The sequence below is a fragment of the Nocardioides oceani genome, from assembly GCF_030412965.1.
In the GTDB taxonomy this organism is placed as follows: domain Bacteria; phylum Actinomycetota; class Actinomycetes; order Propionibacteriales; family Nocardioidaceae; genus Nocardioides; species Nocardioides oceani.
Genome location: NZ_JAUHJQ010000004.1, coordinates 316,840 through 337,875, shown reverse-complemented (window position 1 = coordinate 337,875; position 21,036 = coordinate 316,840). Strand labels below are relative to the sequence as shown.

The 21,036-nt window shown below is 75.3% G+C and carries 25 protein-coding genes; 16 read left to right on the top strand and 9 right to left on the bottom strand.

Annotation, left to right across the window (positions count from 1 at the left end):
• Positions 1-12: 12 nt before the first annotated feature.
• On the top strand, positions 13-399 hold the full coding sequence (locus QWY28_RS12970) for a DUF4287 domain-containing protein (protein WP_300952972.1): 387 nt from the start codon (positions 13-15) through the stop codon (positions 397-399).
• Positions 400-465: 66 nt separating this feature from the next.
• Here QWY28_RS12970 and QWY28_RS12965 read toward each other — a convergent pair whose 3' ends face one another.
• A complete protein-coding gene (locus QWY28_RS12965) occupies positions 466-807 on the bottom strand; it encodes a DUF8819 family protein (RefSeq protein WP_300952971.1) in 342 nt (113 codons plus the stop codon).
• 94 nt (positions 808-901) lie between these two features.
• Here QWY28_RS12965 and QWY28_RS12960 point away from each other — a divergent pair, with 94 nt between their 5' ends.
• Genes QWY28_RS12960 through QWY28_RS12940 form a run of 5 tightly spaced genes read left to right on the top strand, consistent with a single transcriptional unit; the run spans position 902 to position 3,159 of the window.
• Positions 902-1,225: a hypothetical protein gene (locus tag QWY28_RS12960; RefSeq protein WP_300952970.1), complete on the top strand. Its 324-nt coding sequence runs from the start codon at positions 902-904 to the stop codon at positions 1,223-1,225.
• Complete coding sequence (locus tag QWY28_RS12955; protein ID WP_300952969.1) at positions 1,225-1,944, top strand: hypothetical protein; 720 nt, start codon at positions 1,225-1,227, stop codon at positions 1,942-1,944. The genes QWY28_RS12960 and QWY28_RS12955 overlap by 1 nt, the downstream gene beginning before the upstream one ends.
• The gene (locus QWY28_RS12950; protein ID WP_300952968.1) at positions 1,941-2,165 is read left to right on the top strand and encodes a hypothetical protein; all 225 of its coding nucleotides are present in this window, start codon (positions 1,941-1,943) and stop codon (positions 2,163-2,165) included. Before QWY28_RS12955 ends, QWY28_RS12950 begins: the two co-directional genes overlap by 4 nt.
• Positions 2,166-2,174: 9 nt before the next feature.
• The gene (locus QWY28_RS12945) at positions 2,175-2,888 is read left to right on the top strand and encodes a copper homeostasis protein CutC (protein ID WP_300952967.1); all 714 of its coding nucleotides are present in this window, start codon (positions 2,175-2,177) and stop codon (positions 2,886-2,888) included.
• A gap of 10 nt (positions 2,889-2,898) precedes the next feature.
• The gene (locus QWY28_RS12940; protein ID WP_300952966.1) at positions 2,899-3,159 is read left to right on the top strand and encodes a DUF4031 domain-containing protein; all 261 of its coding nucleotides are present in this window, start codon (positions 2,899-2,901) and stop codon (positions 3,157-3,159) included.
• Here the strand turns inward: QWY28_RS12940 and QWY28_RS12935 are convergent.
• Entirely contained in the window at positions 3,156-3,779 is a 624-nt protein-coding gene (locus QWY28_RS12935) for an HD domain-containing protein (RefSeq protein WP_300952965.1), read from the bottom strand. The genes QWY28_RS12940 and QWY28_RS12935 overlap by 4 nt on opposite strands.
• 35 nt (positions 3,780-3,814) lie before the next feature.
• On the opposite strand from QWY28_RS12935, the gene QWY28_RS12930 reads away from it, so the two are divergent.
• Positions 3,815-4,189 (top strand): nuclear transport factor 2 family protein, encoded by a 375-nt coding sequence (locus QWY28_RS12930; RefSeq protein WP_300952964.1) that lies wholly within the window; start codon positions 3,815-3,817, stop codon positions 4,187-4,189.
• A gap of 29 nt (positions 4,190-4,218) precedes the next feature.
• Here QWY28_RS12930 and QWY28_RS12925 read toward each other — a convergent pair whose 3' ends face one another.
• On the bottom strand, positions 4,219-5,469 hold the full coding sequence (locus tag QWY28_RS12925) for a carboxypeptidase-like regulatory domain-containing protein (protein ID WP_300952963.1): 1,251 nt from the start codon (positions 5,467-5,469) through the stop codon (positions 4,219-4,221).
• Positions 5,470-5,525: 56 nt separating this feature from the next.
• The gene (locus QWY28_RS12920; protein ID WP_300952962.1) at positions 5,526-6,401 is read right to left on the bottom strand and encodes an oxygenase MpaB family protein; all 876 of its coding nucleotides are present in this window, start codon (positions 6,399-6,401) and stop codon (positions 5,526-5,528) included.
• A 136-nt stretch (positions 6,402-6,537) separates the two neighbouring features.
• Between QWY28_RS12920 and QWY28_RS12915 the strand changes: the two genes are divergently transcribed.
• Together QWY28_RS12915 and QWY28_RS12910 are read left to right on the top strand one after the other, a co-directional pair.
• Positions 6,538-7,014 (top strand): sigma-70 family RNA polymerase sigma factor, encoded by a 477-nt coding sequence (locus tag QWY28_RS12915; protein WP_300952961.1) that lies wholly within the window; start codon positions 6,538-6,540, stop codon positions 7,012-7,014.
• Positions 7,014-7,769 (top strand): hypothetical protein, encoded by a 756-nt coding sequence (locus tag QWY28_RS12910; RefSeq protein WP_300952960.1) that lies wholly within the window; start codon positions 7,014-7,016, stop codon positions 7,767-7,769. Before QWY28_RS12915 ends, QWY28_RS12910 begins: the two co-directional genes overlap by 1 nt.
• A gap of 72 nt (positions 7,770-7,841) precedes the next feature.
• Here QWY28_RS12910 and QWY28_RS12905 read toward each other — a convergent pair whose 3' ends face one another.
• Positions 7,842-9,011 (bottom strand): RtcB family protein, encoded by a 1,170-nt coding sequence (locus QWY28_RS12905; protein ID WP_300952959.1) that lies wholly within the window; start codon positions 9,009-9,011, stop codon positions 7,842-7,844.
• A 97-nt stretch (positions 9,012-9,108) separates the two neighbouring features.
• Between QWY28_RS12905 and QWY28_RS12900 the strand changes: the two genes are divergently transcribed.
• The 3 genes from QWY28_RS12900 to QWY28_RS12890 all read left to right on the top strand — a co-directional run bounded on the left by QWY28_RS12900 (position 9,109) and on the right by QWY28_RS12890 (position 11,164).
• Positions 9,109-9,993, top strand: coding sequence for an aldo/keto reductase (locus QWY28_RS12900; RefSeq protein ID WP_300952958.1), 885 nt, complete (start codon positions 9,109-9,111; stop codon positions 9,991-9,993).
• Between the two features lie 176 nt (positions 9,994-10,169).
• Positions 10,170-10,724, top strand: a complete 555-nt coding sequence (locus QWY28_RS12895; protein ID WP_300952957.1) for a hypothetical protein — start codon at positions 10,170-10,172, stop codon at positions 10,722-10,724.
• Positions 10,721-11,164, top strand: a complete 444-nt coding sequence (locus QWY28_RS12890) for a rhodanese-like domain-containing protein (protein ID WP_300952956.1) — start codon at positions 10,721-10,723, stop codon at positions 11,162-11,164. Before QWY28_RS12895 ends, QWY28_RS12890 begins: the two co-directional genes overlap by 4 nt.
• A gap of 51 nt (positions 11,165-11,215) precedes the next feature.
• Here the strand turns inward: QWY28_RS12890 and serA are convergent, their stop codons facing one another.
• From serA to QWY28_RS12870, 4 genes are all read right to left on the bottom strand, one after another.
• Positions 11,216-12,415, bottom strand: coding sequence for a phosphoglycerate dehydrogenase (serA, locus tag QWY28_RS12885; RefSeq protein WP_300952955.1), 1,200 nt, complete (start codon positions 12,413-12,415; stop codon positions 11,216-11,218).
• Between the two features lie 202 nt (positions 12,416-12,617).
• Positions 12,618-14,258 (bottom strand): DNA repair helicase XPB, encoded by a 1,641-nt coding sequence (locus QWY28_RS12880; protein ID WP_300952953.1) that lies wholly within the window; start codon positions 14,256-14,258, stop codon positions 12,618-12,620.
• Positions 14,259-14,265: 7 nt separating this feature from the next.
• Entirely contained in the window at positions 14,266-14,790 is a 525-nt protein-coding gene (locus tag QWY28_RS12875; protein WP_300952952.1) for a CGNR zinc finger domain-containing protein, read from the bottom strand.
• Between the two features lie 9 nt (positions 14,791-14,799).
• On the bottom strand, positions 14,800-17,085 hold the full coding sequence (locus QWY28_RS12870; protein ID WP_300952951.1) for a helicase C-terminal domain-containing protein: 2,286 nt from the start codon (positions 17,083-17,085) through the stop codon (positions 14,800-14,802).
• Between the two features lie 24 nt (positions 17,086-17,109).
• Between QWY28_RS12870 and QWY28_RS12865 the strand changes: the two genes are divergently transcribed.
• From QWY28_RS12865 to QWY28_RS12850, 4 genes are read left to right on the top strand one after another with little or no spacing between them, the layout of a single operon-like run.
• The gene (locus tag QWY28_RS12865) at positions 17,110-17,931 is read left to right on the top strand and encodes a PP2C family protein-serine/threonine phosphatase (RefSeq protein WP_300952950.1); all 822 of its coding nucleotides are present in this window, start codon (positions 17,110-17,112) and stop codon (positions 17,929-17,931) included.
• Positions 17,928-19,139: an FHA domain-containing protein gene (locus tag QWY28_RS12860; RefSeq protein WP_300952949.1), complete on the top strand. Its 1,212-nt coding sequence runs from the start codon at positions 17,928-17,930 to the stop codon at positions 19,137-19,139. Before QWY28_RS12865 ends, QWY28_RS12860 begins: the two co-directional genes overlap by 4 nt.
• Positions 19,139-20,413: an RDD family protein gene (locus tag QWY28_RS12855; RefSeq protein WP_300952948.1), complete on the top strand. Its 1,275-nt coding sequence runs from the start codon at positions 19,139-19,141 to the stop codon at positions 20,411-20,413. The genes QWY28_RS12860 and QWY28_RS12855 overlap by 1 nt, the downstream gene beginning before the upstream one ends.
• Positions 20,414-20,416: 3 nt before the next feature.
• Positions 20,417-21,031 carry a histone deacetylase gene (locus tag QWY28_RS12850; RefSeq protein WP_300952947.1) on the top strand — a complete coding sequence of 205 codons (615 nt, stop codon included), beginning with the start codon at positions 20,417-20,419 and terminating at the stop codon, positions 21,029-21,031.
• Positions 21,032-21,036 lie beyond the last annotated feature (5 nt).

Below are 21,036 nucleotides of genomic sequence, written 5' to 3'. Positions count from 1 at the left end.
TCGGGGTCACCCGTGGGACGTCCCACGCCCGCGAGCGATGAGTACGCCGCCCGGCGCCGGTCGGCCACCTCGACCGTGCCGCCCGGGCACCGACGACAGGAGCGCGCCATGTCCTTCCAGGCCTATCTCGACAAGGCCGAGGAGCAGACCGGGCTCACCCCCCGGGCGCTGGTGGAGCAGGCCAACGCCCACGGCCTCGACACCTCGTCGCGGACCAGCGAGGTGATCGCGTGGTTCAAGGCCGAGCACGGGCTCGGCCACGGGCACGCCGCCGCGCTCGCCCACGTGGTGGTCAAGGGCCCGCGGATCAGCAGCAAGCACGTCGGCACCAGCGGCAGCCACCGCGACGCCTCCGACACGCTCTGGCTCGACGGGCGGGCCACCCGCCCCGACGCCTGACCCCGCGGGCCCGGCGGCACAGCCGGGCACAGCCGGGCACAGCCGCCGGGCGGGCACGGCCGGCGGCTACAGACCGCCCAGCGGCGCGATCGCCTGGCCGGACTCCTCGCACACCCAGACCGGGTCCGGTCCGCCGAGGTCGGGCTGGATGTAGAGCGCGTGCTCGGGGGCGTCCTCGCAGCTGAGGCACAGCGGCCACCGGCCCGCGGTCTCCAGCAGCGCGTCCTGCACGTCCTGGGCGACCAGCCCGGCGACGTACACCTCGCCCTGCGGCCACTGCTCCGCCCACCACTGCCGCGCCGAGCAGGCGTCCTCCAGCGCCGAGACGGCGGCGGCCGTGGCGTGCCGACGCGCCTCCAGGTCGGCCAGCACCCGGGCCCGGGCGTTCATCAGCAGCGCGTTGTCCACAGGCCCATCGTGGCGCGCGTTTCAAGGCCCGCCCGCGCCGGGCAATCCCGGGGGACCGGGTCGCGCTGCGCGACCCCCGCTCGGGAGGTGGGAGATGGACCTGTTCGTGAGGGACTGGGAGGAGCTGCGGCGGTTGCCGGGCGTCCTCGACGAGGCGGCCGGGCAGGCCGCCGACATCACCGCGCACGCGGTGGCCTGGGTGGCGCGGCGCGACGGCTTCGAGCCCAGCCCGGTGTGCCTGCTGCGGCCGCTGGCCGAGGCGATGGACGGCGTGCGGGCAGCTTTCGAGGCGGCGGGGCGTACGGCGGTCGACGCGCTCGCCGACCTGGTCCAGGGCGTCGAGGCGGCCGCCCGGGAGATCGAGGCGTCCGACGCGGCGGTCCCGGAGTGCCTGCCCCCGCTGCCGGAGGTGGCGTGATGCTGGTCGGCCTGCACCTGGTCGATCCCGAGCCGGGCCTGCCCGAGCTGCGGCACGACGCGACGTTCGAGCTGTGGGACGCCTCCGTCTCGGCCCTGCGCGACGTCGTCAACACCGGCATCCGCACCCTCAACCAGGTCGGCGCCGGGCTGCCGCTGCTGCCGGAGGGCTCGCTGGAGGAGCTGCTGGTCCTCCCGCTGACCGGCGACTACGGCGCGATCCGGCAGAACGCGGCGGCGTGCCACCAGGTGGCCGCCGCGCTCGGCACGTGGACGGGCAACCTGCTGCGGGTCGCCGCGACGGTCGACCCGCGGTGGGACGGGCTCGCCGGGACCGCCTTCACCGCCCGGCTGGGCGTCCAGGCCGTCGCGGCCCGCGGGCTGGCCGAGGTGGTGCGCCGCGGCTCGCTGCTGCTCGAGGAGATCGCCGACGTCTCCGAGCGCCTCGGCGTGCGGGTCGAGGAGCTGCTCGTCGACCTCGGCAAGGCCATCGCGCGTCTCGCCCGCCGGCTCCTGGCCCGGGTCGGCGGCCCCGCCGGCTGGGCGACGTTCGCCGGTGAGCTCGCGCTCCGCGGCCTCGACGCCGTCACCGACATCGTCGACGACGTGCGCCGGGTGGTCGGCCTCGTCGAGACCGTCGTGGACCTGCACCGCACCGTCGCCGACTGGGCCGCGGTCCAGCACGACCGGCTGGCGGTCTTCGAGGAGCTGGCGGCGTGACCGCGGACGCGGGGGAGCGGCTCGACGACGGGATGCGCGAGTCGCTGGCAGCCGCCTGCGGGGGCGACGCGCCGGTCGAGCTGAAGGCCATCGGGACCCGGGTCCGCGAGGGGCGCACCAGCTGGGAGGAGGTCTGGGAGCGGCCGCCGCCGGCGCTGGTCGGGCGGGTCCTCGCCGACGTGGCGCGCCGGTGGGCGCCGGTGACGGGCACCGGGCCCTAGCCTGGGCCCGTGGGAGACACGGTGCTCGACCCGGCGCGCGATCCGGCGCTCGCGCCGGTGCTGGAGGTAGCGGTCGCGCACGAGCGCGACGTGCCCGGCGCCGCCGAGGGCGGGGCGCACCGCATCCGGCTGGCGGCGCCCGGCCGGCTCTCCCCGGAGCCCGCCGTGGTCTCGGCGGTCTGCCGCGAGTCCGACCTGCCCGTCCACGTCGAGCTCCGGCTGACCGACTCCTGGACGACGACCGGCGGCGAGCTGGCCCGGCTCGTCGGTCTGGCCGCCGACTACGCCGCGTGCGGTGCGGCCGGCTTCTCCTTCGGGTTCCTCGACGCCGACCTCGAGGTCGACCTCGCCGTGTGCACGCACCTGGCCGAGCGGCTGCCCGACGGCCTGCCGTGGACCTTCTCCGACGCCTTCGACGCCTCCCTGGACCCCCGCCGTTCCTGGCGCCGCGTCCGCACGCTGCCCGGGCTCGTCGGCGTCCGCTCCGCGGGGTCGCCGCAGGGGATGGCCGTCGGGTACGACGACCTGCTGGCCACCGCCGCCGACCCGGCCGTCGCGCGACTCGTCGTGGCGGGCGGCGGGCTCCTGGCCGAGCACGTCCCGTGGCTGCTGCGCGCCGGGGTGCGCCAGCTCGCGGTGGACACCCAGGTGCGACCCGGCGCGTCGTACCGCTCCTACGTCGACGCCGGACACGTCCGCTCCTGGCGCCGGCTGCTGGGGTGAGGGTCGGCCGGTGATCCTCATCGACCCGCCGAACGCCCCCGGCCACGGCCGGCTGTGGTCGCACGTCGCCAGCGACGCCTCCTTCGAGGAGCTGCACGCGTTCGCCCGCACGCTCGGTCTCCCCGAGCGCGGCTTCGACCGCGACCACTACGACGTGCCGGCGGAGTGGTACGACCGGGTCGTCTCCTCCGGCGCCCACCCGGTCAGCTCCCGCGAGCTCGTCGCACGGCTCGTCGCGGCGGGGCTGCGACGCCGCAAGACCGGCCGCTAGGCGGAGGCCGCTGCGCCGGCGAGCTCCTCCAGCTCGCGGGCCAGGTTGGCCCGGGCCGGCGCCTCCCAGTGCTCGCGCGCCCAAGGCGTGTGGAACAGGTGCTCCTTGGCGGCCAGCGACCGCAGCACCTGCGCGCGGCCCTCGCGGAAGGTGTCGTCGTCGAGATGGGCGAACTCCCGGCGCACGGCGGCGACGTACTCGTCGTACCGCGCCCGCGGCGCCGCCAGGATCGCCAGGTCCGCGTCGGAGAGCGCGCAGCCGTTGGCGTCGTCGTCGGCCGGGCGGTGGGTCTCGGTGAGCCGCACGAGCCGCGCGACCTCGGCCACGACCGGCTCGGGGACCAGCCCCGCGAGGGCGTCCTCGGCCCAGGCGGCGGAGCGCTCCTCGGCGTCGCGCTCGCCGTCGTAGACCCCGTCGTGGAACCACGCGGCCAGCAGCACCGGCACCGGGTCGTAGGCCGCTCCCCGGTCGGCGAGCTCCGCCAGCCGGGCCAGCACCTCCGCCAGGTGCCGCGTGTCGTGGTAGTCGCGGTCGCTCGCGGCGTACGCCGCGGCCAGCGCGTCGCGCACCTCCTCGCCGGTGGTCAGGGGCCAGGAGGCGTGCAGATGGTCGTCGTCCACCCGCCCAGTGTGGCAAAGCCGCTACGGTGCGAGCCATGCCAGCGAGCAACGAAGCGGTCCGCGCCGTCGTCGAGAGGTACGTCGCGCTGGTCGCGACCGGCACCGCGGACGAGATCGTCGACCTGTACGCCGACGGGGCGACCGTCGAGGACCCGGTGGGCAGCGAGCCGCTGACCACCCGCGAGGCGATCCGGGCGTTCTACGCGACGCTCGAGGGGCTCGACCAGGAGACCCGGCTGGTCGACGCGCGCGTCGTCGCGGGCGAGGCGGTCTTCGCGTTCGAGGTGCGCACCAGGGCCGGTGACCAGACCTACGTGCTGGCGCCGTTCGACGTGATGACCTTCGACGACGACGCCAGGATCACCAGCATGCGCGCCTACTGGGGCGACGCGGACATGTCGGTCGTCTGAGCCCGGACCGGTCGGTGGCCGGCCGGGGATCAGACGAGGCACTGCTCGGAGGTGTCCTTGGTGATCCGGTGGGGGAGCAGGATCGGCTCGTCGATCGGCAGCTGCTCACCGGTGAAGACCGACCACGGGCCCGACGTGGTGCCCTCGAACTGGCACCACTCCGCGCCGGCCATCCAGCCCCCGCCGTTCGGCTCGGGGTTGACCACGATCTTCAGCCCGCTCTGCGTGGCGAGCTGGCCGTCGAGGGTGAACCGCCCGCTGCTGCTGGTCGAGGTCTCGTCGAGCTTGGTGCCGAACTTGTCGAAGAGCATGACCTGGGCACGCGCCATCGGCGTCTCGGCGTCCGCCTCGTCCACGACGGTGCCGGTGATCCAGGCGCCGCGCTGGCTCCACCGGAAGGAGCTGGCCAGGTCCGCGCGGCCGGCGTGGACGCGGGCGCCCTGGATGTTGGCGGTGCGGGCGAAGTAGTTGCCGACGCCCGGCGCGACGAGCCGGTAGCCGCCGGGGAAGAGGTTGCGGAAGGCGACCTCGCCGCGGCGGGCGCGCTGGGTCCAGAACTGGCCGGTGACCTTGCTGACCGCGGTGACGAAGAACGAGCCGGGCATCTTGCCGCCGTCGGGGCGGCGCAGCTGGACCAGCAGGCTGCCGCCGCGCTTGGTCAGCGCGATCCGGACGTTCGAGGCCTGGCCGCGCTTGAGGCCCGGCACCCACAGCGACTTCCCGACCCAGGTCTCCTGGCGGTCGAAGGTGAAGACCGAGTAGCTGCCGGCGGGCAGCCCGCCGATCGCGAACTGGCCCTTGCGGTTGGCCTTGACCTCGTAGGACTGCTCGTTGCCGTTCGCGGCGACCACCCGGGCACCACCGGCCGTCCGGCCGCCGGCGCGGACGGTCCCGGTGATCGCGGCGCCGCGGCGCATCTTCACGTTGCGCTGGACGACGACGCCCGAGCGCACGACGACGCGGACGTCGCTCGGGGCGTACTTCGTGACGTCGTAGGAGGGGCGCTGGTCGACGAACTGCAGGTGGTAGGTGCCCGGCTTCAGCGACAGCGAGTAGATGTTGCCCTGGACCCTGCGGGCACCGAGGTAGCGCCAGTCCTTGTCGAACCACAGCATCTTGACGTTGACGCCGCGCCCCTGGCTGCCGATGACCTCACCGACCACCTTGCCGTTCGCGGCCTGCGCCGGCGCGGCCGGCACCAGCGCGACCACCAGCGACGCGAGCAGGCCGACGACGAGCGCGAGCGCCGAGGCCCGGCGGCGGGCGGTGAGGGTCCCCATGCGGACAGCGTAGGAAGCGCGACCCCCGCCCCGCACAAGATCGGCTCAGCGTTCGCTCAAGAATCGCCGGAGGCGGCGGCCGACGCCCGCTGGGACGGCGGCGTCATCGCCCAGCGGATCGTGCCGACCGCGAACGAGCCGAGCACGCGCACGACGGTCCGCTCCGAGACCGGCAGCCACGGCAGCAGCAGGTGCCGGCGGGTCCACGCCGGCATCAGCCCGACCGCGGCGGCCACCAGCACGCCGTACGGCGCGCGGGCCGGCAGCGGGAGCGGCGGCTTGAACAGCAGGTAGCGCACCGCCTCGCGGGCCTCGGGGGTGCCGCGCAGCTCGGGACGGTACGCCGCGAGCGCCTCGCGCAGCTCGGCCTCGGTCGTCGGCGGGTCGACGACGCCGAGCCGGCGGCCGACCTCGGCGACCTGCGCGACGTACTCGTCGCGGCCGGCCTGGTCCAGCGGCTCCGCCCCGTACGTCGTGTGAGCCAGCAGGAAGCTGTCGACCTCCGCGACGTGGACCCAGCGCAGCAGGTGCGGGTCGCTGGCGGCGTACGTCGAGCCGTCCGGCATCGTGCCGGTGATCCGGTCGTGGATGCGGCGCACCGCGTCGACCGCCTGCTGGGCGTCGTCGGCGTGCCCGAAGGTGGTGACCGCGAGGAACGTGCTGGTCCGCGCGAGCCGGCCCCACATGTCCCCCCGGAAGCCGGAGTGCTCGGAGACCGCCCGCATCGCCGCGGGGTGCAGCGTCTGCAGCAGCAGCGCGCGGATGCCGCCGACGAACATCGATGCGTCGCCGTGGACGCGCGCGATCGCGCTGTCCGGCTCGAACCAGCGCGGGCCCGGCCGGCCGTGGATCCGCGCCGCCTGCTTCGCGCCGTCGGGGCCGGCGACCCGCAGGAAGAGGGCCTCGCCGAGCCGTTCGCGCACCGTGGTCACCTCTCCGAGCGTACGGTCCGGACCTTCACGGCCCCGGGGACGCCGTCGGGACGCCGCCCGAGGACACGACCCGAGCGGCCCGGGAGAAAGGGGAACACGCGTGCAAGGGATCCGGCCTCCCGCGCGTCACCGGAGTGTGAGCAGCGTCGAGTTCAGCGAGTTCTACCGGGCCAGCAAGGACCGGTGCCTCCGGGCCGTGGTCGGGACCGGGATGCGCCCCGAGGAGGCGGAGGAGGCGCTCGCCGAGGCGTTCGCCCGGGCCTGGTCGCGCTGGGGCAGGGTGCGGACCCTCGAGGCTCCGGAGGCATGGGTCGTGCGGACCGCGGTGAACGCCAACATCTCCTGGTGGCGCAAGCGGCGCCGGGAGTCACCGGCGGCCGAGCCGCTCGACGCCGTCTCGGCCGGGGAGGACCACCGCGCCGACCTGGTCGCGGCCCTGCGGCTGCTGCCGCCCCGTCAGCGCGAGGTGGTGGTCCTGCGGTACCTGCTCGACCTCGACACCGAGCAGACCGCCGTCCGGCTCGGCATCGCACCGGGGACGGTCGCCTCCCAGCTCCACCGGGCGCTGGCGACGCTCCGCTCACACCTCAACCAACCCGAGAGGAGCCACTGATGGACACGAGCAGGGATGTGCGGGGCGCGCTGCAGGAGCAGACGTCGCACCTGACCATGGAGACACCCGTCGAGAGCATCCTCGCCCGGGGCGACCGGCTCGGCCGGCGCCGCCGCCGGGCGGTCGCCGGCGGCGTGGTGGCCGCGGCCGCCGTCGGCGCGGTGGGCATGCTCGGTGCGTCGGTGGTGGCGCCGCCGGGCAGCTCGCCGCTGGTGCCGGAGGCCCGCGCCGCGTGGGGACCGGCGATGGTGAACCTGGCGGATGCGGAGGCCGGCGAGACCGGTCGCGAGTGTGCGCGGCACGTGCGCGACCTCGGCGTCGACCTGGCGCCCGGCTCCGCCCCGGTCGCGGCCGACACCCGCGGGGGGCAGACCGTCGCGGTCTACCGGGTCGAGGGGAGCTACGCCCTCTGCACCTTCCAGGAGGAGGCCCGGCGCGGGACCCGGCTGCGCAGCGCGGTCACCGGCCGCTGGGACCTGCTGCGGCCCGCTGCGGACGTCGGGCTGATCGGCCTGACCGCCGCGTCCGACGACCCCGACGGGCCCACCCGCGACGTCGCCGGTGCGCTCCGCGTCGGACCCGACGTCGAGCAGGTCACGGTGGACGTGGACGGCGAGGTCCTGGAGGCCGCGGTGGGCGGGGGCGTGGCGATGTTCTGGCTGCCCGACGGGCTCACGTCGCCGGAGCTGGCCGACGTGCGGGCGACGGCGTACGACGCCGACGGCACCGTGCTCTCGACGGCCACGCCGTTCTGAGCCGTTCTGAGCTGTTCTGAGCAGTTCTGGGCAGTTCTGGGCGGACTGACCCGGCCGCGGACCGCGACCGGGTCAGTCGCCCTTGACGTTGACGATCTGCCGCAGGACGTGGCGGACCTCGACGAGGTCGGCCGCGTCGGCCATCACCACGTCGATGTCCTTGTACGCCGCGGGGATCTCGTCGACGAAGGCGGCCGTGTCGCGGTACTCGATGCCGGTCATCGCCGCACGCAGGTCGTCCTGGGAGAACGTCTTGCGCGCCCGGGTCCGGGAGAAGCTGCGACCCGCCCCGTGCGGCGCCGAGTGGAGCGAGTCGGCGTCGCCGCGGCCGACCACGACGTACGACGCCGTCCCCATCGAGCCGGGGATGAGGCCCGGACGGCCCGCCTCGGCGTTGATCGCGCCCTTGCGCGAGAGCCACACGTCCACGCCGAAGTGGCGCTCGCGCTCGGTGTAGTTGTGGTGGCAGTTGATCTCCTCGACGCGCTGCACGGGCTCGCCGGTCCACCGCTCCACCTCGGCGACGAGGCGGTCCATCATCTCCTCGCGGTTGAGCAGCGCGTAGTGCTGCGCCCACTGCATCTCGCGGATGTAGGCGTCGAACGCGGGCGTGCCCTCGGCCAGCCAGGCGAGGTCCCGGTCGGGCAGCTCGATGCCCTCGCGCTCGCACCGCTTGCGGGCCACCGCGACGTGCTTCTGCGCGATCTTGTTGCCGACGCCGCGGGAGCCGGAGTGCAGGAACAGCCAGACCCGGTCCTCCTCGTCGAGGCTGACCTCGATGAAGTGGTTGCCCGAGCCCAGGGTGCCCAGCTGCAGCTCCCAGTGCTTCGCGTACGTCGCCGGGTCCAGGCCGATCGCGTCGGCCTCGCGCCGCAGGACGGCCAGCCGCTCACGGGTGTGGTCGCGGGTGACCGCGTCGTTGCGGGCGCCGGCCGAGAGCGGGACCGCCTTCTCGACCGCCTCCCGCAGCCGGCGCCGGTCGTGCGGCAGGTCGCCCGCGGAGTGCTGGGTGCGCACCGCGATCATCCCGCAGCCGATGTCGACCCCGACGGCCGCGGGGATGATCGCCTCCTTCGTCGGGATCACCGAGCCGACGGTCGCGCCGAGGCCCAGGTGCGCGTCGGGCATGAGGGCGACGTGGGGGTGGACGAAGGGCATCGACGCGGTCGTGAGGGCCTGGGCGCGGGTGCCCTCCTCGAGCACCGACGCCCAGCTGAGCAGGGTGGGGCCGATCCTTTCCACGCGACGGCCCGTACCCCGTCGTGCCTCACCTGTGCCGTCCCGTGTGCCGTCGGTGTCCCGGCGTTTCGGTGCGGCGGTCCGCGGGCACCGAGCGGCGGTGAGGACACGAGCGATCGGCAACGACGACGTCGGACAGGTGCAGGTCGGGGCGATCGGCCTGGGGCTGATGACCTTCGACCAGTCCGGCAGCCAGCCGCGCGAGCAGCTCGCGGCGACCATCCGCGCGGCGCTCGACGCCGGCGTCACGCTCTTCGACACCGCCGACGCCTACGGGCCGGGCGAGGAGAAGGGGGCCGATGCGCAGGGCGCCAACGAGCTCCTCGTCGCCGGCCTGCTCGACGAGCTCGGCGTGCGCAGCCAGGTGTTCCTGGCGACCAAGGGCGGCCACGTGCGGACCGAGGGCGGCGGCTGGGACACCGACAGCTCCCCCGAGCACCTGCGCGAGGCCGTCGACGCCAGCCTGCAGCGGCTCGGCGTCGAGCAGATCGCGCTGTGGCAGCACCACCGGCCGGACCCGCAGGTGCCCTACGACGAGGTCATTGGCACCCTGAAGGAGATCGCCGACAGCGGGAAGGTCCGCATGGTCGGGCTCTCCAACGCCGACCCCGACCAGATCCGGTCCGCCCACGCGGTCCTCGGCCCCGCGCTGGCCAGCGTGCAGAACCAGTTCTCCCCGGCGTTCCGCTCCAGCCGCCCCGAGATCGACGTGTGCGAGGAGCTCGGGCTGGCGTTCCTGCCGTGGAGCCCGCTCGGTGGTCTCGGTGACGCCAAGTCGCTCGCCGAGAAGCACCCGGCCTTCGCCGCGGTCGCGGAGGCCCGCGGCGTCAGCGCGCAGCAGGTCGCGCTGGCCTGGGAGCTCGCCCAGTCCCCGTGCGTCATCCCGATCCCCGGCGCGAAGCGGCCGGAGTCCATCACCGACTCCGCCGCGGCCGCCGACATCGAGCTCAGCGACGACGAGCTCGCCCGGCTGAACGCCGACTAGGACGTCCCTGTGGTGGTGGACGGGTACGACGAGGAGCCGCCGGCGGCGCTCCGCCGGACCCGGGAGGTGTGTCGGTCGCGGTTCGTCTCGCCGCGACCGGCCGGAGGGCCTCCCGGCCGGGGCCGCCGGCGCCCTCGTCGTCGACTGGAGCCCACCACCGCGGGTACCGCGCCGGCATGATCCGACGCATCGTGGGAGAGGGCCTCGTGGCCGGCGCCACCGGGGTCGCGGTGATGACCCTGGGCGAGAAGCTCGAGCAGCGGCTGACCGGCCGGCCCGACTCCTACGTCCCGGCCCGCGTCCTCGAGCGGCTCACCGGCACACCCGAGCAGACCGGCGCCCGGTCGCTCGCCGCGAACTGGGCGATGCACCACGGCCAGGCCGCCCTCGTCGGCGTCGTCCGCTCCGTCATGGCGCACGCGGGGCTGCGCGGCCCGGTCGCCTCGGCGAAGTTCGCGGTCATCCGCCTCACGACCGACCAGGTGCTCGAGAACGCCACCGGCGTCGGTGCCCCGCCGCAGACGTGGCCGCGCGGCGAGCTCGCCGTCGACCTGCTCCACAAGGGCGTGTACGCCGCCGTCACCGGCCTGGTCGCGGACGCGCTGGCCGCCCGCAGCGGACCGGGCCCGGGCCAGCGTCACGCCGCCGCCCGGCCCGGCCGGGTCGCCGACGTCGCTCCGCTGCCCCGCTCCGCGGTCGGCGGGCCCGCCGGCGGCCGGACGACGTCGTGACCACCGAGGCGCCCGTCGCGGCCCTCGCTGCGGCGACCCCGCCGACCCCGGCGGCGGTCGACGGGCTGCTCGAGGCGTGCCGGCGCGACCTCGACCGGGTCCGGCCGCAGGACCTGGCGGCCGCTGTCGCCGCCGGCGCCCTCGTCGTCGACACCCGCCCCGTCGAGCAGCGCGACCGCGACGGCGGGCTGCCCGGCGCGGTCGTCGTGGACCGCAACGTGCTCGAGTGGCGCCTCGACCCGACCTGCCCGCACCGCCTGGCCGGCATCGACCACGACCCGTCGCGGCGGGTCGTCGTGGTCTGCAACGAGGGCTACAGCTCGAGCCTCGGCGCCGCCACGCTGCAGCGGCTCGGGCTGTCCGGGGCCACCGACCTCGCCGGCGGGTTCCAGGCGTGGCTGGCCGCCGGCGGCGTGCCGACGAGGCCCGGAGCGGCCTAGGGACACCTCGGCCGACCGGTCAGGCGGGACGGCCGCCCGGCGGCGTACGCCTCAGGCGGACCAGGTGCGGACCCAGAGGCCGTTCTCGGAGGCGGCCAGCCGTTCCAACGAGCCCTCCGAGAGCGGCGCGGCGGCGTCGGTGACGACGTACCCCACCTCGCCGCGCGTGGCCAGCTGCTGCTGCACGACGTTGTCGCCCTGCTCGGCGAGCATCTCGTTGAGCCGGGCCAGCACGCCGGGGACGTTGCGGTGCAGGAAGCCCAGCCGGTGGCCCGAGCGCAGCTCGGGGACGTTGACGTCGGGGAGGTTGACCGACAGCGCGGTGCTGCCGTGCAGGGCGAACGCGGCGAGCTTGCCGGCGACGAACCAGCCGATCTCCTCCTGCGCCTCCTGGGTCGAGCCGCCCACATGAGGGGTGAGGATGACGTTGTCCAGGCCGCGCAGCGGCGACTCGAACGGATCGCCCTGCGCCTTGGGCTCGACCGGGAAGACGTCCATCGCGGCGCCGGCGATGTGGCCCGACAGGATGTGCTCGCGCAGCGACTCGGTGTCGACGACCATCCCGCGGGCGGCGTTGACGAACATCGCGCGCGGCTTCATCTTCGAGAACTGCTCGTGCCCGAAGAGGCCGGCGTTGCCCGGCCGGCCGTCGATGTGCAGGCTCACCACGTCGGAGACCGCGAGCAGCTCGTCGAGCGTCGACATCCGCCGCGCGTTGCCGTGCGCCGGCCGGTCGGCGGTGTCGAAGAAGACCACCCGCATGCCGAGCGCCTCGGCGACCGTCGACAGCTGGGTGCCGATGTTGCCGTATCCCACGATGCCGAGCGTCCGCCCGCGCACCTCGTGGCTGCCCTTGGCCGACTTGTCCCACACGCCGGCGTGCATCTTCTCGATCTTCTCCGGCAGCCGGCGGGCCAGCGCGATGATCTCGCCGATGACCAGCTCCACGACGCTGCGCGTGTTGGAGTACGGCGCGTTGAACACCGCCACGCCGCGCTCGCTGGCCGCCGCCAGGTCGACCTGGTTGGTGCCGATGCAGAAGCAGCCGATCGCCAGGAGGTCCGGCGCGTTGGCCAGCACCGTGGCAGTGACGTTCGTGTTGGAGCGGATGCCGAGCAGCGAGACGCCCGGCAGCGCCTCGACCAGCTCCTCCTCCGAGAGCGAGCGCGACAGCAGCTCGACCTCGTACCCCTTGGCCTCGAGCGACTCGACGGCCACCTGGTGGATGTTCTCCAGCAGCAGTGCCTTCACGGTCCGACCCTAGGACCGCCGCCCCTTCTCCTCCGATTCGTCGCGGGGGCGTGAGACGGCTCGGGCCGTCAGGAAAGGCCGCGGAGCTTCAGCATCCCAAGTGAACTTGGGATGCTGAAGCCTCGCGGCCATCGCCATGGCCGCGAACCATCAGGAAAGGCCGCGGAGTGGCCCCCAGCAGGCAGCGGGGCCGGCCGAGCGCTCAGGCCGGGAGGTCCTCGGCGTCGACGATCCGGTAGGCGTACCCCTGCTCGGCGAGGAAGCGCTGCCGGTTGGCGGCGAAGTCGGCGTCGACGGTGTCGCGGGAGACGATCGTGTAGAAGTGCGCGGTCTTCCCCTCCGACTTGGGGCGCAGCAGCCGGCCGAGGCGCTGGGCCTCCTCCTGCCGCGAGCCGTAGGAGCCGGAGACCTGGATCGCGACCTCGGCCGAGGGCAGGTCGATGGAGAAGTTCGCGACCTTGGAGACGACGAGCAGCCCGACCTCGCCGGAGCGGAACGCGTCGAAGAGCCGCTGTCGCTCCTTGACCGGGGTGTCGCCCTTGATGACGGGGGCGTCGAGGGACGCGGCGAGCTCGTCGAGCTGCTCGATGTACTGCCCGATCACCAGCGTCGGCTGCCCGGGGTGGGAGGCGACGATGTCGCGGACCACGCGGGTCTTCTCCGCCGTGCACGAGGCGAGCCGGTAGCGCTCCTCGGGCTCGGCGACGGCGTACACCAGCCGCTCGTCGGTCGGGAGCGTCACCCGGACCTCGACGCAGTCGGCCGGCGCGATCCAGCCCTGCGCCTCGATGTCCTTCCACGGCGCGTCGTACCGCTTGGGCCCGATGAGGGAGAACACGTCGCCCTCGCGGCCGTCCTCGCGCACGAGCGTCGCGGTCAGCCCGATCCGTCGCCGCGCCTGCAGGTTGGCGGTCATCCGGAAGATCGGCGCGGGCAGCAGGTGCACCTCGTCGTAGACGATGAGCCCCCAGTCGCGCGCGTCGAGCAGCTCGAGGTGCGGGTAGACGCCCTTCCGCTTCATGGTGAGCACCTGGTACGTCGCGATGGTGACCGGCCGGACCTCCTTGACCGACCCGGAGTACTCCCCGATCTCGTCCTCGGTGAGCGACGTACGACGCACCAGCTCGTCCTTCCACTGGCGCGCGGAGACGGTGTTGGTGACCAGGATCAGCGTGGTCGCCTGCGCGTGCGCCATCGCGGACGCGCCGACCAGCGTCTTGCCGGCGCCGCACGGCAGCACGACCACGCCGGACCCGCCGTGCCAGAACGACTCGGCCGCGTCGCGCTGGTAGTCGCGGAGCGTCCAGTCGTCCTCGAGCAGCGAGATCGGGTGCGCCTCGCCGTCGACGTACCCGGCGAAGTCCTCGGCGGGCCAGCCGATCTTCAGCAGCGCCTGCTTGAGGTTGCCGCGCTCCGAGGCGTGCACGACCACCGTGTCGTCGTCGATGCGGGCGCCGAGCATGCCCTGCACCTTCTTGGCGCGCAGCACCTCCTCCAGCACCGGCCGGTCGGTCGAGGTGAGCACGAGGCCGTGGGTGGGGTGCTTGTCCAGCCGCAGTCGGCCGTAGCGCGCCATCGTCTCGGCCACGTCGACGAGCAGCGCGTGCGGCACGGCGTAGCGGCTGTACTCCAGCAGCGTGTCGACGACCTGCTCGGCGTCGTGGCCGGCGGCCCGGGCGTTCCACAGCCCCAGCGGCGTGAGCCGGTAGGTGTGGACGTGCTCCGGTGACCGCTCGAGCTCGGCGAACGGCGCGATCGCCTTGCGGCAGTCGGCCGCCCGCTCGTGGTCGATCTCGAGGAGGAGGGTCTTGTCGGACTGGACGATGAGGGGTCCGTCGTTCATGCGGCGCTCATGCCGGGGCGACTGCCTTCTGCCGGGCTCGGTACGCCGCCACGTTGGCCCGCGAGGAGCAGCGGTCCGAGCAGTAGCGGCGCGACTGGTTGGGGGAGGTGTCGACGTACACCTGGCGGCACGGGGCGGCCGCGCAGACGCCGAGCCGGTTCGGCCCGAGGTCGCAGACCAGCGTCATCAGCCCGAGCAGCGACTCGCCGACGAGCAGCTCGGCCACCGAGGCGGTGCGGCTGGCGACGTGGACGTGGAGGTGGCCGTCGTGGTCGGAGATCCGCGGGCTGACCGGGTGGCGCGCCATCAGCTCGTTGAGGCCGTCGACCACGCCGGTGACGTCACCGGCCGCGGACGCCTCGAAGACCGGCCGCAGCTCGCGCTGGTGCTTGCGCAGCAGCATGCAGTCGCGGTCGGTGCACTGCTCCTGCAGCCACGGCCGCGCGGCCAGGTGGGCACGCAGCGCCTCGACGTCGTCGAGCTGCGCATTGAGCAGCGCGGCCGACTGCTCGGCGTACCGGATGAAGTCCACCTGCCGAGTCTACGGAGAGCCCTCAACGGGTCGGACGCTCGTGATCCGGTGCACGGCGAAGGTCCGGACGTCGTCGCTGCGGTGGTCGTGCGCGACCAGCTGGCCGCCTTCGACCGACTGCGGGTCGACGACCCGCTCGGTCGAGGTGCCGTGGTTGTCGACGTAGGCGATGAGCACCGGGGTCCGTGACTCGACGGCCTCGCGGAGGGCGGCGAGCGAGCCGCTCGGCGACAGCGGGGCGACCCCGGCGCCCCCGGCCCCGGCGGCCGGGCGGCTGGAGGCGGCCCGGTCCCCGGAGCGGATCGCGGTGACGACCGCCGACGCGGTGGCGGCCCGGTGGGCGGCGGCGCGGGCGCTCCCGGACGGAGTGCGCCGGTCCTTCGGGGTCCGGGCGCGCAGCACGTCGGGCCGGGCGACGTGCACCGTGCCGTCGGGCGCCTCGACGACCGGCGCGCCGCCGAGCTCGCGGAGCCGGGGGAGCAGGACGTCCAACGGCGTCGTGGACACGAGCACCGTCGGCGCGATCCGGCGCAGCCCGAGACCCGCCGCCTTGGGGTGGTGCTCCAGCTCGGTCAGCGCGGAGGTGTCGTCGGAGCGCAGGAACGCCTCCACCGCGCCCACGCGGACCGCGCCGTAGGTCCGCGCGGTGTCGTCGACCAGGTACGTCAACGGCTGCGGCACCGGTGTCCGCGAGACCGACCCCACGAAGTCGTGCAGCTCGACCGCCGTCCAGCCCGAGTCCAGCGCCCGGCGCACCGAGCCGGGGGTGAACCGGTAGACCGTCGCCCCGCCCCGCGACTCCACGTCGGCCACCACCTGCAGCCGCCGCGCCAGCGCAGACTCCAGCGGGCCCGGCGCCACCGCGGTGAGGTCGGCCTGGAGCAGCACGTGGTCGACCGGCTCCGGCAGCAGCGCCGCGAGCGACGGGGCCGAGTCCTCGCCGTCCAGCAGCGCGCGGGAGTACGTCGCCAGGCCGCCGAGCCCGGCGACCCCGAGCGCCGCGGCCTCGACGAGCGCCGCGGCCACCTGGTCCGCACGCGTGCGGGGCCGGCGCGGCCGCAGCCAGGCGACCCGGGCCACCACCGACGGCGGGCCCGTCCCGGTGGCCACCACCCGGCCGTCGGGCAGGTCGGCCAGCGCCTCGAGCGCCATCCGGCGCGCCTCGGCGGCCGTGGCGGAGGCGAGCTCGGGCTGGAGCGCGTTCCACGCCTTGCCCTGCGGGTCGCGCTGCCCCACCAGGCTCGGCAGCCGCGGGGTGTCCAGCCAGGCCCGCACCAGGCCGGTCCAGCGTGCGGCGAGCTCCTGGCCCGACCAGGTGTCGAACAGGTCGGTCGGCACCCACGCGGGATTGCCGTCGCGGTCGGCCGTCGTGGCGACCAGCCCGGCGGCGTACGCCACCTCGACGAGCAGCGCCGCCGTGGGCTCGTCCACGTGCAGCAGCACCGCGGCCGCCTTGAGGTCGCGCACGCCCAGGCCGCCGCTGCGCAGGGCCGTCGGCGGCGCGGTGCCCCACTGGTCCAGGAGCAGCTCGACGCGGCGCACCACCTCGAAGGCCGCGCCCGCCGCGGCCCGGTCCACCAGCGAGACGGAGCGCTCGGAGGTGACCACCTCCGGGACCTCGTCGACCGGCTCGCGGGTGGTCGTGCCCCCGCGCAGGGCCAGCCCGACCTCGCCGGGCAGCACGACGACGCCGCCGCTGCGGGGCACCAGCAGGCGCCGGGCGAGCAGCTCCTCGGCAGGGGTGGCGGCGTCGGCGACGCTGACGTGGTGCCGCGACGTGCCCGTGGTCGCCTCGCCGCCCTGCTCGGCGACGTGCTCGAGCAGGGTGCGGGCCGCGGGCGAGACCTCGGCCAGGCGCCGCTGCACCTCGGCCGGGGCGGGGGCGTCCGGTGAGCGCGGGTGGAGCCCGCTCGTGCCGCCCCCGCGGACCCCGGCCATGGCGTCGGCGACGCCGGTCAGCGCGCGCAGCCCACCGGTCGACTCCCACGCCAGCGCGAGATCGAGCAGCCGGCCGAGCGCGGATGTGGTGGACTCCGGTGCGGCACGGACCAGGGTGACGAGTTCCGCGGGTGTGGTTTGACCTGCGACGACGAGGGCATCAAGGACACAGAGCTCGAGCCTCGTGAGGCTGTCGAGCGCACGCATCAAGGACGATCGAGTGGCCGCGCGGGACGCCAGCTGGCCGGAGTCATGAGGGGCGGGAGTGGCGAGATCGGGACGCTCGTGCAGGAGCCGGGACAGGCGCTCGTCGGGCCAGCTGCGCAGCTGGTCGGCGAGCGAGCGGTGTCCGGGCATCCCCTCAACGCTACCGAGCCGCCCGTGAAGGCCGTCGAGCTCCACCACGGTGCGGCCACCGACGTCGGCCTGGTCCGCGAGGTCAACGAGGACTCCTACCTCGCCGCGCCGCCCGTCTTCGTCGTCGCCGACGGCATGGGCGGGCACGAGGGCGGCGACGTCGCCAGCGCGATCGTGGTCGAGGAGTTCGGCCGTCTCGCCGACGCCGGCTACGACCCGGCCCGTGGCACCGACGTCATCGCCTCGACGCTGGGCGACTGCCAGCGCCGGATCTCGGAGTACGGCGCCGCCCAGCGCGCCCGCGGAGCCGGCCGGTTCCACGCCGGGACCACCGCGGTCGTCGCTCTCCTCGTCGAGGACGACGGCGAGCCGAAGTGGCTGCTGGCCAACCTCGGCGACTCGCGCATCTACCGCTTCACCGAGGGCCGCCTCGAGCAGGTCAGCGTCGACCACAGCGTCGTGCAGGAGCTCGTCGAGGCCGGCGCGATCACCGAGGACGACGCCGCCGTGCACCCCGAGCGCCACGTCATCACCCGCGCGCTGGGCGGTCCCGACGCCGCCGAGGCCGACTACTTCCTGCTGCCCCTGGCCTCGGTCGAGCGGCTCGTGCTCTGCTCCGACGGCATCACGGGGATGATCGACGACGAGGAGATGGCCACGATCCTCGGCCGGGTCGACGACCCGCGCGACGCCGCCGACCAGCTCGTCGGCGCGGCCCTCGCGGCGGGCGGCAAGGACAACGCGACGGTCGTCGTCGTCGATGTGGTGGGATTGGTCAGCGAGTTCTCCTACGACTCCGACGCCCAACGGGTGAGTCTCGAGCAGAAACTGGGTGCCCTTCCGTGAGCGAGCAGACGACGACCCGGTCCTACCGGCCGGGGGAGTGGTTCGGCGTGCTCGGTGCGCACGCCATCGTGCTGCTGCCGCCGGGCGAGAAGGCGCGCGCCGCTGCGCTCTGGTCGCTGGTCGACGACGGCGCCGGCGCGGACGTCCTCCTCGACGCGTTGCTCTCCGACGGGCTCCGCGCGCTCCCGACGTTCGTGCTGGCGACCACCGCCGACGACGGGGCGACCCGGCTGCTGGTGCGCGGACGGGTCCGCGTGCGGGTCGCGGCCGACGGCGAGACCGTCGAGGTCGACGGCGCGTCCGCGACGACCTGGGTGGAGCGGTCCTGGGTCAGCGTCGAGGCGTTCTCGGTCGTGCTCGACGAGCGGCCGGCCGGCCCCGACCTCCTCGCCGCCGACGGCCTGGTGCGCCTGGCCCGCCTGCAGGAGCCCGCCGGCGCCGCCGGCACCGGACCGGTCGCGGTGCCCGTCGCCGACGAGCCGGAGTTCGGCCCGGAGCACGAGACCGAGCTGCGCGAGGTCGACGACGAGCCCGACGAGCCCGACGGCCCCGACGAGCCCGACGACGAGCCGACCGCAGGGTCCCCGACCGCGACCCCGCCGCCCGCGTCGCCGCCCCCGCCTCCGTCCTTCCCCCCACCGGCCGTTCCGCCCCCGCCGGCGCCCCCGTCGTCGCCGCCTCCTCCCCCGCCGTCGGTCCCGCCGTCGGTGCCGCCGCCGCCGGGTCCACCCCCGGCGCCGCCGGCCTCGGCCGACCACGACGGTGAGACCCGGACCGGGGCGCTCGACCCGACGCCGTTCCAGCGCAAGCCCTCCGGCATCCCGGGTCAGCCGCAGGCGCCGGCGGTCACCTCCCGTCCGGTCGCCCGCCTGGTGATCTCCAGCGGCGAGACCGTCGACGTCGACCGCGCGGTGCTCGTCGGCCGCGCTCCGGAGGCGCGCCGGTTCACCTCCACCGAACAGCCGCGCCTCGTGACCGTGCCGAGCCCGCAGCAGGAGATCTCCTCGACCCACCTCGAGGTGCGTCCCGGCTCCGGCGCCGACCACGGGCTGGCCGTCGTCACCGACCTCGGCTCGACCAACGGCACCGTGCTGGTCCAGCCCGGCCTCGGGCCGGAGGACCTCCAGCCCGGCGTCGCCGTCCAGCTGATCCCGGGCGCGGTCATCGACCTCGGTGACGGCGTCACCATCCAGGTCGCCAAGCCCTGATGGCCGGCCAGACCCCATCGGCCGCGACGACGTACCCGGCAGCCGAGCTCGACCGCCGCTTCTACGCCTTCACCGTCGACCGGCTCGTCGCCTGGGGGACGTACGCCGTCGCGGGGGTGCTCGCGTGGTGGTTCCTCATCGACCGCGGCGAGACGTGGGCCGGCCTCGGCGTGGTCGTCGGGGCGGTCCTGCTGGTGTCCCTCGTCTTCTCGCTGCTGCTCGGCCTCCGCGGCACCTCGCCGGGCCGGGCCCTGCTGGGTCTGCGCGTCGTCCACGAGTCCACCGGGGCGCCGATCGGCGTGCCGGCCGCCCTGCTCCGCTCGCTCGTCCTCGGCGCGGCCGCGTTGCCGACCTTCGGCTTCGGGCTGGCCACGCTCGCGTGGACGGCGGTCATGGACGGAAGCGGCCGCCGCCGCGGGGTGCACGACCGGCTGACCCACGCGGCGGTCGTCGACGTGCGCCCGGCGCCGCTGGTCGTCGAGGAGGTCGTCGCCGCCCCGCGCCAGATCGTCAACCTCACCGCGATGCGGCTGGTCCCCACGCCGCCGCCCGCGGCGACGACGCCTGCCGTGCCGCCCCGGGTGCCGCGCCCCACGACGCCTCCCCGCTCCGTGGTCCCCGCCCCGACGGTGCCGGTGCCCCCGACCGCCGCCCCTCCGAGCGCCCCTCCGAGCGCCCCTCCGAGCGCACCCCCCAGCGCCCCGCCCCCGGCACCCCCCAGCGCCCCGCCCCCGGCACCCCCCAGCGCCCCGCCGCCGGCCAAGCGCCGCAAGCTCGGGCCGCCCCTGGTCGACCCGCCCGCGCCACCGCCGGAGACCGCCGGGACCATCGGCCAGGGCACGCCGGCCCCGGCCCACGCCGCCCCGGCCCATGCCGCGCCGCAGCCCACCCCGCACACGACCGCCGAGCGCACCGTCATCCGCGCGGCCGCCGCCGGGCCGTCCCGGTGGCGGGTGGCCTTCGACAGCGGCGAGTCGTTCGTGGTCGAGGGCCTCGCGCTGGTCGGCCGCCGGCCCGAGGCCCGGCAGGGCGAGCCGGTGCGCCACCTGGTGCCGCTGCGCTCGACCGACATGTCGCTGTCCAAGACCCACGCCCAGCTGCAGGTCGCGCCCGACGGCGTCCTCGTCGTGATGGACCGCGGCTCGACCAACGGCTCGATCCTCGTGCGCCAGGGTGTCTCGCGCCCGCTGTCGGCCGGGAAGCCGACCACGCTCCTGGCCGGTGACCTCGTCCGGTTCGGCGACCGGCAGATGACGGTCGCCCAGGAGGGCTGACCGGTGGCGGACGGCTTGGTCTGGTACGTCTCCTACGGCTCGAACATGGCCGCCGAACGGCTCGCCTGCTACCTCGAGGGCGGCTGCCCGCCCGGCGGCAGCCGGCGCAACCCGGGCGCGCGGGACACCTCGCCGCCGCTGCGGAGCGCCCCGGTCGACCTCCCCGGCACGACGTACTTCGCCGGCCGCTCGCCGCAGTGGGGCGGCGGCGTGGCGTTCTACGACCACGCCCACCCTGGTCGCACCGCGGCCCGTGCCTACCTCGTGACCGCCGCGCAGCTGGCCGACATCGCCGCCCAGGAGATGTACCGGCTGCCCGCCGACGGCGACCCGATCGAGGAGCTGGTGCTCGACCGGCTCGAGGGCGGTCGGCACGAGGCGGGGCCGGGGCACTACGAGACGCTCGTCGAGGTCGGTGCCCGCGACGGCCACCCGCTGCTGACCTTCACCGCGCCCCACGGCGCCGACCACGTGCCGCACACCCGCCCCTCGGACGCCTACCTCGCGGTGATGGCCGCCGGGCTGCGCGAGGCGCGCGGCTGGACGGTCGAGCAGGCGGCGGCGTACCTCGCCTCCCTCCAGCCCGGCCTCGACCCGTTGCCCGCCCTGACCCCCTAGGTTGC